This is a genomic window from Pseudomonas fluorescens, assembly GCF_902497785.1.
In the GTDB taxonomy this organism is placed as follows: Bacteria; Pseudomonadota; Gammaproteobacteria; order Pseudomonadales; family Pseudomonadaceae; genus Aquipseudomonas; species Aquipseudomonas fluorescens_BO.
Window position 1 is genome coordinate 224,197 of record NZ_CABVHK010000004.1, and the last position, 14,540, is coordinate 238,736.

Consider the following 14,540-nt stretch of genomic DNA (forward strand, 5'->3'; position numbering starts at 1 on the left):
ATCGCATTTCATGGTAACGATCCACCGTCCTTGAGCGGTCGCTCGCAGCCTTTTTTCTTTGCGAAGGCGATAGCGTTATGTCATGAAATCCACACCATAACTACTCGCTCGCAGGAATCTTGCCAGCCAATTGGCAACGGTTGCATCTGCGATAGATCGGTAGCCGTTTCTACCCGAGGACGAGCATGGTTCGAGATGTGCAAAGCCGGAAATTAAGCACGTCTCTACAGTGATGCACGGTATGAATGACACCAACAACGAACTCAAGCATCTCATCGCCCCTGTGGCTTTTTTTGTTCAATGCCCTATCGATGACATTACCAACCACGAAGGATTGCCGTTGGCAGTGGCAGTACCTAGATACTTTAATCATCAGCCAGCGATCCGGACGCAGGTACGCTCACGAGGCATGAACTCGTGCCTGTTGATGTGACGACATTTACGTACGTGAACCAGGATTAGCGGCCCTGCCGTACACCTCTTTTATCTACCCGCAGCGATAGATTTCACCCGTTTTTTTTAAAACAATTCGAGCATTGCTCTCCCTCTCCAGCGACTTCTCACTACGTTCACACAATTCGCCTTTACCCAATTGGATCTGAGGAGGCGGGACTAACGACTGAATAAACTCGCCATGCTGATAGAATTGCACTCGCTGCTCATAACCTCCCCCTCTTGAGAATTGGCATGAATTCAGATTTAACTGAAGAAGAAATGCGCCGGGCGCTGTTCGGTGGTAGCGAGCATGCTCCGCAATGCTGTGAATCCCCAGCGCAGAAGCCCGTCTCGGATATCGTGATCAGGCAACCAGCAAAAGTGGCCGAGAAAAAGAAAGTCGCGAAAACATTTACACCCAGGTTGAGAGTCACGCTTCGAGTGTGCAACGAATTTGAAGGCGAGACGCACGAGATGGTCCATGAGGCCGATACGCTAAGTACCCTCCTAGCCGAGCAAGAAGCTACTAGGGCGGCCAAGAAAAAATTCCGATTTGTGAAAGTGGTTTCGATCAAGTCGATGTAAGAGAGTTTTCACGAGGCTTGCGGGCTGGGCGTGGAACGCCTTTCATTTGGTGGCGGACCCGAACGATCTCTCTAGGATGGGGGATCCAGGCCTGACGTCACTGGCGGAAATCGCCCCAGTACGGCCTGTCGCCGTCGCAATTTATGCCCGATTGCCATCGCTGATATGTGATGGTCGCTTACAGTTAAAGCGCTGTGCAAGCGAACGCGGAATGTGTACTTAGTATGCAACTCAAAACGATACCTAGAAATTCACAGCGGCGTTTCTTTACCCTTATACGCATCAAGACTCCCCCTGCTCATTTTGGGCGCCACCTTCTTCGCTTGAGACTTGAGTCGCCCGGCGCGCTTCAGTGGCCCCGAACAATCGTCCGAAAACCATCTGACTTAGGCGCTCATGCGCATATTTGAGGTCAAGAGTGCTTGCAAGCGAACCGCGGCACACCGCGTCAAATGTGATCAATTTAACTCTCCTCTGGCCTTATCTCGTGGAGCTTTCATTGTCAGTGTGCGGATGACCCGCGGCTTGTCGTAGCTGAGTGAGCTCCGCTGAATAGTGCAACGACAACCTCGTGGCTTCGACCAATTGCGCACTTGCCCGTGAAAGGCCCTCCTCTAACCGCTTGGATTCCGCGCGCGACATACTGAGCTGTTCCAGAAGCGCTTCTTTCGCACCGTCAGCCTTGGCGACTGCTGTCTTCATGGTGGCAATCTCACCGGACAATCGAACCGCCGCATCTTCATGCGTCGCCGCCGCTTTGGCCAGCTGCCGAGCCTCACTCAGCAAGCGCTCGTTATCTCTGTTGAGTCGAGTCAGTTCGTCCTGCTTGACCATCAACGTCTGCTGGAGTTGGCGCAGCTCAACCTGAACTTGCTGCACCTGCCCTTCGTGTCGTTGCTGTTCCTGGTCACGCTGTTCCTTGACCGCATTGCGGTAATGCTCTAGCGCCTCGCGGGAATGAAGGTGCTTTTCTTCCAGAGAACGGATCTGCTCATCCTTCTCCTGCACGCGAATTTCCAAGTCACCGCAATTTTGGCTCAGGCGTGCATTGCGGGTGAGCTCGGCTTGCAGGCTTGTCTGACAAATCTGCAACTCATCCGCTTGAAGCACTAACGCTCCTTTCTGACTATCTATTCACGCTGTAATGAGGTGAGTTCGGCACTCAAACCGTCGAGCTTTTGCTCCATCTCGCCGCGCTGCTCGTCGAAACGCGCCTGGGCGTACGCAAGAGCTTCGCCGCCCTCCTCCGTCATTCGCTCTAAGAGGCCGGCAACAAGCTCAGTCAATTCGTCACTCAGCCGCTCTCTGGAGGCCCGCGGTCGAGGGTCAAAATCTTCTATTTCCTTCAAATAACGGTGAATAGTTGTCTTTGAGCCGGTAGTTCCCAACTCGATGCGCACGGCGTCGATGCTCGGATTCTCTCCCCGAGCCAGCAGCGATTCCCGGGCTTTTTGGACAATCGCCTTATTAATTCCGCCGCGTGCCATTTTCTCTCCTACGATTTCGTACTGTTTTACATACCACGTATATACATAGCATTTTACCAACCAAAAAAGAACAAAACGAAAAGCGTTATTTGATAAAATAATGGAGCGTTATCGCATCATAAAGCCGGTTTTGCCTTGTCCGATTCTGGAATAGGTACGTTTGAAGTGGATGGGTCGACATGAGCAAGGCGGATCAGTACCTGCAAGCCGGCACCCGGGACAACACCCGGCGCAGCTACCGTGCGGCGGTGGAACATTTCGAAGTAACCTGGGGCGGGTTTTTGCCAGCGACCGGGGATGGCATCGTGCGCTACCTCGCCGAGTACGCGGACAAGCACACCATCAGCACGCTGAAGCAGCGCCTGGCCGCCTTGGCCCAATGGCACATTACGCAGGGATTTCCCGATCCGACCAAGACACCCACCGTGCGTCAGATGATCAAGGGCATCCGTGCATTGCATCCCGCCCAAGAGAAACAAGCGACTCCCCTGCTCCTGCAGCACCTGGAACAAGCTGTTCAGTGGTTGGAGCAAGACGCAGAGCAAGCCGCAGCCCGCCAGGATTTGGCAGCCGTGCTACGCAGCCGGCGTGACATGGCCTTGGTGCTGATCGGGTTCTGGCGCGGTTTTCGCGGGGATGAGTTATCGCGCCTGCAGGTTGAAAACACCCAGGCGCAAGCCGAAGTGGGTATCACCTTCTACCTACCGCACAGCAAGGGCGATCGCCAGCACCGCGGCACGACGTTTCGTACGCCCGCCCTGAAGAAGCTCTGTCCGGTGCAGGCTTACATCAACTGGATTACCGTCGCCGGCATCGCACAGGGGCCGGTCTTCAGAAAGCTCAATCGCTGGGGGCAACTGGCGGATGACGGTTTGAATGCCAACAGCCTGATTCCACTGCTGCGACGAATTTTCAATCGCGCGGGCGTGTCTGGTGATCTGTACACCAGTCACTCACTGCGTCGCGGCTTCGCCACTTGGGCGGCGGCGAATGGCTGGGACATTAAGGCGCTGATGACCTACGTCGGCTGGAAGGACATGAAGTCCGCCATGCGCTACATCGACACGACAGACTCATTTGGGGAGTTGGCGATGGGTCGGTCGGTCGCGGCGCTCCCCCGCGCCGCTAGGTTGCCGCTGACTGAAAACGCCGAGGACGCTGCACATAAACGCCCGGATGAGCTCCCGTCCGACAGGGGCGCGACATGACCAACATGTGTACTCATGCGACCGCTACAACTGATGGCCACAGCTATGCGTCACATTGCACAGGGTGATGGCGATCTCACCCAGCGCTTGGCCATTCAATCGCGAGAAGATTTTGGGGATTTGGGGACATCGTGGGGAAGGCATGGAGAACCTGCAGTCCACGCTGCGTTCCTGCGGAGATCTCGAGCAACAGGCTTCCCGTCTGACGCAACTGGTCAATGGCTTTCGTATTTGAGAAGCACCCTGGTATGGCGGGCTGATTAAAACAATCAGTCGCCGCTACCGTCAGCCTTTGCGAATCATGAACACCGAGTCTGCTCCGGGGATATTTGATGAGCGTGCCCCTAGAGCAACCTCACTTTTTCTACACGTCGGCTTTATATTGTTTGAGCTTTTTGTAAAGGGTCGGTCGGGTTATACCGAGTGCTAAAGCTGTTTGAGTGACGTTATTGTCAAACGCCCGAAGCGCACCAACGATCGTTCGACGCTCGCTCTCGGCAAGAGTGATCACGGACTCCGTAGCATCAGTAGTGAAGGACACAGGCATGTCAGACCTCTCGTCCGGTAGCCAGCCAGGCGGCATCTCTGCGACATGATCTCCATCCGTCATATTGACCAAGCGCTCGATAACATTCTGGAGTTGCCGGACATTTCCCGGCCAACTGTAGTGGCGCAACATATGGATGACGGCCGGGCCGAGCTCGATAAGTGAACGATGTAGCAACGTGCACGTTCTCTGAACGCACTGGTCGACAAGCAGCTCGATATCATCATGCCGATCTCTAAGGGACGGCAGGTCGATGCGAAGCACATTAAGGCGGTAAAACAAATCGTCCCGGAACGCCTTCTTGGCCACCATTTCAGTCAAATCACGGTTAGCGGCAGCGATGACTCGCACATCAAGTGCAATGCTCGTGGCGCCGCCGATCCGTGTCACCTGCCGCTCTTGAAGCACCCGGAGCAACTTGGCCTGCACATCGAGTGGCATCTCGGATATTTCATCAAGAAAAATTGTGCCACCTGCAGCGAGCTCAAACCGACCCAAGCGTCCAGCCTTGTCCGCCCCAGTGAAGCTTCCAGGACTGTAACCAAACAGTTCGCTCTCGATCAGGTCCCTCGGGAGCGCCGCGCAATTAACTGCTACGAAGGACGAGCCGGCTCGCTTACTCTCATTGTGAATCGACTGCGCGAACACTTCCTTACCCGTACCACTTTCTCCATACAGTAAAACGTTCGCATCCGAGTTGGCTGCTCGCTTTGCGATGGCGACTGCCTGAGTGAGGTTTGGAGAACGACCAATGATATCGGTGAAATGGTACCGAGCCAGGTCGCCGGCCATTCTGTTGGAAAGTCGTTTTGCCCGTGCGATCTCGTGAAATGTATTGACGATGGAAACGACTGTTCCTTCCTCGTCGATAATCGGTACTGCGGTATCAAGGATATGAAGATTCAGCCGGCTCGAACGAATTTCAAGTTCGCGATCGACGTAACCTTTTTTGGAAGAAAAAATGGGGGTGATAAAGGGTTCGAAGTCGATGACTTCACGTAATTCGCGACCAATGCTTTTTTTTGGGTCTACACCCAGCATTCGCCCCCCGGGGGCGTTAAGGTAACGCAGGACGCCGAATCGATCCAAAACCAGCAAGCCATCCGACATGTTGTCCATGATTGCTTTCTGCTCTCGGAAAAGCTGCTGCGAAGCACTTGCCTGATCAAGCAGGTCAAGCGTTCGGGCCACGAAAGCCGAACCCATATTGCATAACCGGACAAGAACCTCTTCAGAAATCGGTTCTGCCGCACACACCGCGAAGTAGATTGCCCCTTGATACGCCCCCGTCGCCATTCTGACCAGGGCCAGAACGCGGCCACTGCACTCTCCCATGACAGGAGTATCCCCCACCGGGCGCCTGCTTGTTGGCACCACGGCAGGAAACCTGATCAGACCCGCGGAGTTCCTTAATCGATAACTGTCATCGTAAATTGCGACACCCACCATTGCCTCAGGAAAAATGGAGCTATACAGATCGCATAGCTCGTTGAGATGGGCAACTAGTGGGTCCGCTTTCACCATTTCCATTGCTATCGCACTCTCAAGAATCGATCAACTCACTTACCATCACTGGCCTGTCAATGGAATCATGGCACTGCCATCCCTTCAAGATAAGCATTTCTAATCTCGGATTGGGAAGCCAAGACTTCAGCATCTCCAGAATGCACAACGCGCCCCGTCTGCAACACATAGGCGCGGTCTGCTATTGCGAGCGCCATTGCCGCATTTTGCTCGACGAGCAAGACGGTGATGCCATCCTCTTTATTGATTTTCTGGATAGCATCGAAGATCTGACGAATGACGAGCGGTGCCAATCCTAGTGATGGTTCGTCAAGCAATAGAAGTTTAGGCCGCTGCATCAACGCCCGTCCGATAGCGAGCATTTGCTGCTCACCGCCAGACATTGTCCCAGCGCGTTGCCATGCACGCTCCTCCAATCGAGGAAACAGGCGGAAAACCTTTTTCAAGTCATTCTGAAAGTGCTTCGGATCGCTCAAGAATGCACCGATCTGCAAATTCTCCAGAACGGTCATCTTGGGCATGATACGGCGCCCTTCTGGAGAATGCGCAATACCCAGGTCCGCCACACAGTGGGACTGCAAACCCTTCAACGGAGTACTACTGAACGATATCGCCCCCTCTTCAACAACTGGTGAGCCGAAAATGGACTTGAGCAATGTCGACTTGCCCGCGCCGTTAGCACCCAACAACGTGACAATCTCACCCTGTCGAACTTCCATGTTGATACCGTGCAGTACCTCAACCGCACCATAGCTGACATGGAGATTTTCAACGGCAAGAACTGGCGGTGCAAACGTGGTGGGGACCCGCCCGTCACGTGGCAGACGCTGCAGCGATGTCGAGCTGTCACTGTGGCCCAAATAAGCAGCGATTACACCGGGATGTTCCTTTATGTAATCGGGGGGGCCCTCAGCCAGCTTCTTGCCGTAATCAAGCACTACGATGCGGTCCGATACGTTCATCACGACGCTCATGTCGTGTTCAATCAACAGCACGCCGACGCCATCCTCCAGCTTTAGTCGTTGCAGATCCTCGCCCAGTTCTCCTGACTCTCTCGGGTTCAGCCCCGCAGCAGGCTCATCGAGGCAAAGAAACTCGGGGTCAAGGCACATTGCGCGTGCAATCTCCAGTCGACGTTGTTGGCCATATGAAAGATTGCCCGCGAGGTCATCTGCACGTGCGACAAGGTTCATCCGCCGGAGCCAGGTCAAGGCTTTCGCCACGGCTTCCTCCTCTTTGTCACGATAGGCCTTTAACCCGAACAAACCAGCGACTTGCAACAGTCCGCCACCGCTGAGCACTGTATGTTGGGCGACCAACAGATTTTCCAGAACAGTCATTCCTTTGAACAAACGTATATTCTGAAACGTACGCGCAATGCCCGCTTTCGTGACGATCTGATGGCCCGACAGGCTGTCGACCCTGATGCTGACCCCGCCTCCTTCAACAGTTATTTTTCCGGAAGTCGGTCTGTAAAAACCAGTAACGCAGTTGAAAGCCGTTGTTTTACCCGCACCGTTGGGGCCAATGACGGCGGTGATCTCACCACTGGCGGCTTTGAAATCAAGGTTCTGGATCGCCTTGATCCCACCGAAATGCATGTTCAAACCTTTTACAGACAGCAGTCTGGAATTCTGTGCCTGTTTCATCGCAGCGACTCCGAAACTTGAAGATGGGGTAATTTCGTGGGAGCTAAAATCGACGGCTTTCTTCCGGCAATCAGACCTTGTGGCCGCCAGATCATGATGAATACCATCGCAAGGCCGAACAAGACCATCCGATACTCAGCGAAATCGCGTCCTAGTTCTGGGAGGCCAACAAGTAAAATGGCTGCTAGAACGACTCCCAACTGGCTGCCCATTCCGCCCAGCACGACAATCGCAAGGATGATCGCGCTTTCTGTAAAGGTGAAACTCTCGGGGCTGATAAACCCCTGCCTCGCGGCGAAGAAGCAACCCGCGAACCCACCCAGCATTGCACCTACCGAGAACGCGCTCAGTTTCACAGATGTAGGATTGATACCCACCGCCTGACAGGCAGTTTCGTCTTCGCGCAAGGCTTCCCATGACCTGCCGATAGGCAAGCGACGCAGTCGTTCAGTGAAGAGAAGCGTGAGAGCTGCCAGGCCGAGAATGATGTAATAGAGCCACATGAAGCGATGGTCCGGCGAAAAGTCCAGGTGAAAAATATCGGCAAACGTCGATACTCCATCCTTTGCGGTAGCTGCGAACGGGTGGCCAAAAAAGGTTGGTCGGGCGATGCCCGCGATCCCGTTTGGTCCGCCGGTGATGTCCGTCAAGTTAATGATGAATATACGAATGATTTCTCCAAAGCCAAGCGTGACGATCGCGAGGTAATCACCCCTGAGCCGAAGCACCGGAAACCCGAGCAAAATGCCCAAAGATGCCGATACTAGTCCGCAGAGCGGTAACGCCACCCAGAAGCTGACGCCGTAATTGACGGAGAGGTAACCGAACGTATAGGCGCCTGCGGCATAGAACGCGACATAGCCGAGATCAAGCAGACCTGCCATACCAACGACTATATTCAGCCCCCATCCCAACATCACATAGATTAAAAACGTTGTTGCCAGATCAAGTTCGTAGCGACTTGTAAACGGCAACATCGGAAAGACCACCGCTACGATCCCGATCATCAAAAATAGGCGTGGTGAAACACGAGCGATATATGTCGATGCTCGTGATTGACGTGGAGCTTTAGGCTGGAGCTTATTTCGATCCCTCAGCAATTGCACAAGGCAATGGCCGATGAAGGCAATAATGGTTGGAACAATGACCCAAAGGGGTCTGATGTTCAGTCCATTCTTGCCGCCAAAATCTTGAAGCTGCAAACCCGCCAGGGGGAGTGCAAGCAGAGCCGTAATCAGCGCGGGGAGCACTGCACTCTTAAGGGTTTGGGCGATTGTTGTTTTCATTTCTGCCTCAGACTTTCTCTAAATGCGGGCGACCAAAGAGGCCGGAAGGCCGAATCGTCAGTACCAAGATCAGCACGGCGAACACCGAAACGTCCTTGTAGGCACCAGACACATAACCTCCCCAATAAGCCTCGACCAACCCGATGATGAGTCCGCCGATCATCGCGCCAGGAATGGACCCGATACCGCCGAGCACGGCAGCCGTAAACGCCTTCACGCCGGCAAGAAAACCGATGAAAAAATCCACTGAGCCGTAGTACAGAGTGGTCATCAATCCCGCGGCGGCTGCGAGCCCTGCCCCCACCATGAAAGTGACAGAAATAGTCCGACTCACATCAATGCCGACCATGCCAGCCATTTCCATATCCTGCTCACAAGCGCGTTGTGAACGCCCGAACCGGGTCTTCTCGACAGCGTGATATAGCAGCCCCATAAGGCAAAAGGTCAGTACAACGATGGAAATCTGGATGGCAGTGATCTGCACAGAAAAACCATCATGTTCCCAGAGCGAATAGCCTCCGGATAAGAGTTGCGGAAGCGTCCGAGTTCGTGCGCCTTGGACGATCTGGACATAGTTTTGCAGGAAAATTGACATGCCTATCGCTGAGATCAGCGGCGCGAGACGAAACGATCGACGAAGTGGGCGATAAGCGATGCGCTCAACCGCCCAGCCATAAATGGCAGTGAAGACCACAGCAATTATCAAGACCAAGAGAATTGCTAGAGGCACCCAAGTTATCCCTAACAACCCCAAAACGGTGAAGGCAATCAAAGAGATGAAAGCCCCGATCATATAAATCTCGCCGTGGGCGAAGTTAATCATTCCGACGATCCCGTAGACCATCGTATAACCGAGTGCGATCAACCCGTAAATAGCCCCCAGCGTAAGGCCGTTGATCGTCTGCTGAAGGAAGTAGCCCATTACAAACTCCAAAATTAAATTAATCGAAAGTCGGCTTATGTCAAACGCGACATAAGCCGATGGTCACAATCTTAATTAAGTGGTTTGTACTTGCCACCTTCCCACGCATAGATGATAAAAGGTTCGGTACTCGGGTCACCCTTTTTGTCAAACTTTATATCACCGAGGACAGTATTGAACGAATCAGTGTGCAACGATTTCGAAACCTTAGAGCCATCTGTCGATTTTGCATTATTCGCAGCGCTGGCATAAGCCTGGATAGCGGCATAGGTGTAAAGCGTATAGCCTTCTGGTTCATAGCCCGCGTCGCGGAATTTTTTGACGATATCAGCGGCTTTAGGGTTATTGCGCGGATCTGGATAGAACGTAAACAGGAAACCATCCCCGGCTGCCCCCGCGATAGAGGCAAACTCTGTCGACGCCATACCGTCACCACCCATAAAGGTTGCCTTCAATCCCTGTTCCCGTGCCTGCCTTACAAGAAGCCCCCCCTCTGCAAAGTAGCCACCGAAGAAAACAAGGTCGACGTTAGCCAACTTAAGTTTGGAAACCAGAGTCGAAAAATCCTTCTCGCCTTGCGTCAGCGTGTCATCGACGACCACTTGCAAGCCGGCAGCAGTGATACCGGCTTTAACATTCTCCGCCAGTCCACGTCCGTAAGTAGACTTGTCGTTAATGATGGCGATTCGGGTGCCTAGCTTGCGCTTGATAATTGCTTCATAGGCAACAACAGCGGACAGATCGTCACGCCCTGAAGTGCGGAACACGTTCTGCAAACCACGTTCAGTTATGATCGGACTACTGGCGGCTGAGGCAATCATTGGAATTTCAGCGTCAGCATATATTTCCGACGCCGGAATGGCAGATGACGAACAAAAGTGTCCAATAACGGCCGCAGTTTTTTGAGCAGCATATTTGTTGGCAACGGCAACTGCCTGCTTCGGATCGCACGCGTCATCTTGGATATCCAAAACTAGCTTGTCGCCGTTTACACCGCCATTAGCATTAATCGTCTCTACTACTGACTTTGCACCGTGGGTGATTTGGTCAAAAAATGATGCATATTGACCGGTGGCAGGCCCCACAACACCCAGAACCACATCCTTGGCTTGGACCAACGGTGTATTCAATGCCATGAGAACGGTAGATACTGTGAGAATTTGCTGGATTTTCATCTTGCTATTTCCCTTTTTATTTGACGTTTATACAACGTTAGGGTTTATTTCTTTCTTGCGATAAATCCTTGAACACGTTCAGATGCACCAGGCTGGCTAAAAGCCTCGATGGTAACTTCCTCTTCCAACTTCACCGCATTCCACAGCGAATCGCCCAAACCTTTATTAATAAGATTTTTCAGGCGAGAGACCGAGAAACGGGATTTCGTAGCAATTTTCGCCGCAATTTCGAATGCGACGTCATGCATGTCTTCAAGTTTGGTAACGCGGTTCACTAATCCCAGTTTCAGAAGTTGGTCGGCCGACTGCCGCTCACCGAGCAATAAAAGTTCCATTGCTCGCTGATAACCAATGGACTGGGGTAATAGATGTGTCACGCCACCTGTGACAAATTGGCCCCAATCCATCTCGGGAAAGAAGGCAACAAGGTTGTCAGCGGCAACAATAATGTCACAATTCAATAACCACTCGAAACCGCCGCCGACGGCAAAACCATGGAGAGCCCCGACAATGGGTTTGTCACAACCCATCATCAAATGGGTAATTTCCTGGATCGCACTAATATGTGCTTTGATTGATGCCGCATTTGCGCTCTGAAGACCGAATTCTTTCAGATCATCGCCGGAGCAGAATGCTCGACCCTCGCCGTGCAGTACGATAACCGCCGCTTTCGAGTCGACAATTGCTGCTTTCAGGGCTGCCGAAAACGCTGCCAACAACTCTCCACTGATGGCATTTAATCGTTCAGGCCGATTCAATTTCACGACACCAATAGCGTCACGTCGCTCGTACAATGTGTAACTCATGACGATTTCCTCTCGATCAATGCTGTCTTGCCATCAGTGCGGGGGAGACTGTCGATCGGCAGAATCATTACCTCAGCGGTTGCACCCGCAAATGTTCGAATGGCATCTTCGAGGGACTTTCTGGCGTATTCCCAGGACTCTTCGCCTACCCCTGCCGCCGCTTCTGCCTTGACCCGAATACGGTCCCAAGGACCTGAACCTTCCAATACGATTCGGAACTGCCCCGAGGCGAGATCTGGCCGGCTGAAAATCGCTTTCTGAACAGAGCTTGGAAAAACGTTGATCCCGCGAACATTGAACATATCGTCGGTACGGCCGGTTACCCGGAAACGGAAACCGGTACGGCCGCATTTACAAGGACCGGTACCAGTAACAGTGATGACATCGCGCGTCTTGAAGCGGACCAGCGGCTGGCATTCTTTTGCCAGATGGGTGCAGACGAGCTCCCCGGTGGTACCTCCGCGAATAGATTGACTGCGATCCTGCGCGTCCAAAACTTCGATGAAAAGCGCGTCAGCACCATGAAAATGAAGGTCATTGGAGTGATCGCATTGGCTCGCGAAGTTGCTCAGTACTTCGGACATGCCATAGTTGGCGTTTCGAACACTGAAGCCCCAGATATCTTCCATCGCCGCGCGGAATTCGATGTTATCGAGACCGGCTTCACCGCCGAACAACCCTAAACGCAGCTTGAGGTCCCGAGGGTTACGACCCTCTGCACGCAAAAGTTTTTCAAGCAAAGCTGGATATGAAGGAGTGCAGGAAATTGCGGTGACACCAAGATCGGTAATGGTGTCCAGGAGCAGTTTTGTATTGCCAACGCCAAACGGCACGACTGCCGCCCCAGCCTCTTCAAGTGTCATATGGTCGGTCACACCACCCGTCCACTGACAGTAATTCAAACAATGTACGACGCGATCGGATGGTCTCAGACCTGCGGAGTACTGAGCACGGCCACCAACAAGAGCAATAAGATCGACGTCACGCCGACTATTTGCCAGTTGCAACGGTTTTCCTGTTGTGCCCGAAGTTCTGTGAACACGAACAACTTTGTCTTTGCTGCAAGCAATGTAAGTGCCGAATGGGTAACTCAGTTCCTGGCTACGCCTAACTTCTTCTTTTCCTGTAAAAGGCAGGGTCTGCAAATCATCAAGACTGATCTTCTGACCGACTGTCGCCCCAAACTTTTCTTTATAAAAAGCTGACGTGCGACATACATAATCCCACTGGTGTTCCCACAGACCATCCTGGAGATTGCGGATGGCATGTTCCGGCAGTGTTTCGAATTCCGGGTGCAACAATTCGGGCTGCATGAAAGTCTCCTTATTTTTGAGTTGTTGAGGAACTGCGTGAGGCAGCACGTGTTTCAATAGCCGAGAGATCGACAATGGCTCGAGCATGTTTCCCACGTCCGATCGACCCTGCTGGGTCTTCGGACCAAACTTCAAACCAATAAAGTTTTCCTTCTTGCCCGATAAAGCGCGCGTGAGAACGGATATTCAAACCCACAGGGGTCGGTGCCAAATGCTCGATAGCTACAGAAACACCCACCGATACTTTGCCCTCACCCAGCAATGGCACGAGCATGTCCGCAGCAACACGCTCAAGTTCACTTACCAAAAAGGGCGTGCTCAACACCGCGGGATACTTTTCTCCTAGGCGGGTAGCGAATGAACTGGCGGTCATACTCGGCGTAACCTGAGTATCCACGTGATGTGTTGAATCCTTTGCAATCCCCATGAAACACCTCTCTTGTTGATGTAATTTACATTTAGCAAAGAGGGTGCCAAACAAGGCGATAGCTGCAAGCGATTGATATATAATTATTTTTCTGCGAACTTGAATTGTAAATTTAAACTACCGTAAAAATTTTAATCGATTAATATTTTTACACTGTAAATATTTTGTGCAGCTAAATAGGCTACGAAATGATCCGCGATGCCGAAGTCAAAGCCCAATCATTGAGCTAACAAAACAACGACCTAAAAGTTTGATGCTGGAAAATCCGTCCATCCTTGCCCTACCACATCAAATGCTTTCGCAATACTTCACCCCACCTAAAAAAGCCAAAAAAAAGGCGCTGCAGCGGCCAGGCGATACTGCTCCATGTCCACTGCAACGCGAACTCACACCACACTCAAACGGAAAATATGGAGAGCACAACGCACTCACGAAAATTAAAAAAGCTCACCCTTACCAAGCAGCCTCAATCACGTCGCGCAACCCCAAGAGATTTCTGAACTCGTAGAGTGGAGCGGGTGTAAATCGACCTCTTGGTTCGCCATACCGATTGATCCAGGCGACTTGCATGCCCATCGGCATGGCACCTTCAAGATCTGCGAACTGAGACAGAGATATGTGTAGGGTCTGATCCGCGGGCACTCCAAGCTTTTCAATTGCATGCTTGAAAATCAATGCCGAAGGCTTGAATGCCTTCGCTTCTTCGGCGGTTGTCGCCAGGGAGAACTCAGCCCTGAAAGGATTCAAATCAAAAAACCGATTATCCATATTGGTGATCGGCATCAGCGGATAGTGCCGCTTCAGGACGGAGATGATTTCGCGCACCTCTGTATGGGGCTTCGCATCCCGCGTCATCGTTGATAGCAATATCTCGGTGAGTTGACGCCAACGCTCTGCTCCAGCTTCAAATCCCAAAGGCTCCAACACGTCCCGAAGCCCAAGCAGAGCGTAGTTAAAGTAAGGCTGCCAGACCCCGGAGCGATAACGCCGTACGGTTGCGTCATCCCATTTCAAATAGAATTCTTGCGCATCGAAACCAGCCAAGCCACATTCGCCGAGAACTTCAGCCACACCGGCTTGACCGCTCGTATCAACATCGACCAGCGTTCCCCAGAAATCGAAGGTAATAGCCTTGAATGCTCGCATGTCATTGACCCTTGTTTAGAATTTAATTAA

Annotated in this window: 13 protein-coding genes and 2 pseudogenes; 3 read left to right on the forward strand and 12 right to left on the reverse strand. The window is 52.4% G+C overall.

What is annotated here, in order from left to right; all coding sequences use genetic code 11:
- Positions 1-687 precede the first annotated feature (687 nt).
- Entirely contained in the window at positions 688-1,020 is a 333-nt protein-coding gene (locus F8N62_RS08000) for a hypothetical protein (RefSeq protein ID WP_150710438.1), read from the forward strand.
- Positions 1,021-1,500: 480 nt separating this feature from the next.
- Here F8N62_RS08000 and F8N62_RS32135 read toward each other — a convergent pair whose 3' ends face one another.
- Together F8N62_RS32135 and F8N62_RS32140 are read right to left on the reverse strand one after the other, a co-directional pair.
- On the reverse strand, positions 1,501-2,130 hold the full coding sequence (locus F8N62_RS32135) for a hypothetical protein (RefSeq protein WP_318181471.1): 630 nt from the start codon (positions 2,128-2,130) through the stop codon (positions 1,501-1,503).
- 20 nt (positions 2,131-2,150) lie between these two features.
- Positions 2,151-2,507, reverse strand: coding sequence for a DNA-binding protein (locus tag F8N62_RS32140; RefSeq protein ID WP_318181472.1), 357 nt, complete (start codon positions 2,505-2,507; stop codon positions 2,151-2,153).
- Positions 2,508-2,686: 179 nt separating this feature from the next.
- On the opposite strand from F8N62_RS32140, the gene F8N62_RS08010 reads away from it, so the two are divergent.
- Together F8N62_RS08010 and F8N62_RS31780 are read left to right on the forward strand one after the other, a co-directional pair.
- Complete coding sequence (locus F8N62_RS08010; RefSeq protein ID WP_150710439.1) at positions 2,687-3,715, forward strand: site-specific integrase; 1,029 nt, start codon at positions 2,687-2,689, stop codon at positions 3,713-3,715.
- A 15-nt stretch (positions 3,716-3,730) separates the two neighbouring features.
- A pseudogene (locus F8N62_RS31780) lies at positions 3,731-3,832 on the forward strand (HAMP domain-containing protein); the annotation flags it as partial.
- Positions 3,833-4,079: 247 nt separating this feature from the next.
- Here the strand turns inward: F8N62_RS31780 and F8N62_RS08015 are convergent.
- The 10 genes and pseudogenes from F8N62_RS08015 to F8N62_RS08055 form a co-directional block, all read right to left on the reverse strand.
- Complete coding sequence (locus F8N62_RS08015; RefSeq protein ID WP_150710440.1) at positions 4,080-5,792, reverse strand: sigma-54 interaction domain-containing protein; 1,713 nt, start codon at positions 5,790-5,792, stop codon at positions 4,080-4,082.
- Positions 5,793-5,851: 59 nt separating this feature from the next.
- Positions 5,852-6,610, reverse strand: coding sequence for an ABC transporter ATP-binding protein (locus F8N62_RS31785; protein ID WP_224791353.1), 759 nt, complete (start codon positions 6,608-6,610; stop codon positions 5,852-5,854).
- 9 nt (positions 6,611-6,619) lie between these two features.
- Positions 6,620-7,435: pseudogene (locus tag F8N62_RS31790) on the reverse strand (ABC transporter ATP-binding protein); the annotation flags it as partial.
- Entirely contained in the window at positions 7,432-8,709 is a 1,278-nt protein-coding gene (gene livM / locus F8N62_RS08025) for a high-affinity branched-chain amino acid ABC transporter permease LivM (RefSeq protein WP_318181475.1), read from the reverse strand. The pseudogene F8N62_RS31790 and the gene livM, both read right to left, overlap by 4 nt.
- A 19-nt stretch (positions 8,710-8,728) precedes the next feature.
- The gene (locus F8N62_RS08030) at positions 8,729-9,643 is read right to left on the reverse strand and encodes an ABC transporter permease subunit (RefSeq protein WP_150710443.1); all 915 of its coding nucleotides are present in this window, start codon (positions 9,641-9,643) and stop codon (positions 8,729-8,731) included.
- Between the two features lie 71 nt (positions 9,644-9,714).
- Positions 9,715-10,818: a branched-chain amino acid ABC transporter substrate-binding protein gene (locus F8N62_RS08035; protein WP_150710444.1), complete on the reverse strand. Its 1,104-nt coding sequence runs from the start codon at positions 10,816-10,818 to the stop codon at positions 9,715-9,717.
- A gap of 44 nt (positions 10,819-10,862) precedes the next feature.
- A complete protein-coding gene (locus F8N62_RS08040; RefSeq protein WP_150710445.1) occupies positions 10,863-11,624 on the reverse strand; it encodes an enoyl-CoA hydratase/isomerase family protein in 762 nt (253 codons plus the stop codon).
- Positions 11,621-12,937 carry a phenylacetate--CoA ligase family protein gene (locus F8N62_RS08045; RefSeq protein ID WP_150710446.1) on the reverse strand — a complete coding sequence of 439 codons (1,317 nt, stop codon included), beginning with the start codon at positions 12,935-12,937 and terminating at the stop codon, positions 11,621-11,623. The genes F8N62_RS08040 and F8N62_RS08045 overlap by 4 nt, the downstream gene beginning before the upstream one ends.
- 10 nt (positions 12,938-12,947) lie before the next feature.
- Positions 12,948-13,364, reverse strand: coding sequence for a thioesterase family protein (locus F8N62_RS08050; RefSeq protein ID WP_150710447.1), 417 nt, complete (start codon positions 13,362-13,364; stop codon positions 12,948-12,950).
- A 453-nt stretch (positions 13,365-13,817) separates the two neighbouring features.
- Complete coding sequence (locus F8N62_RS08055; protein ID WP_150710448.1) at positions 13,818-14,510, reverse strand: HAD family hydrolase; 693 nt, start codon at positions 14,508-14,510, stop codon at positions 13,818-13,820.
- Positions 14,511-14,540 lie beyond the last annotated feature (30 nt).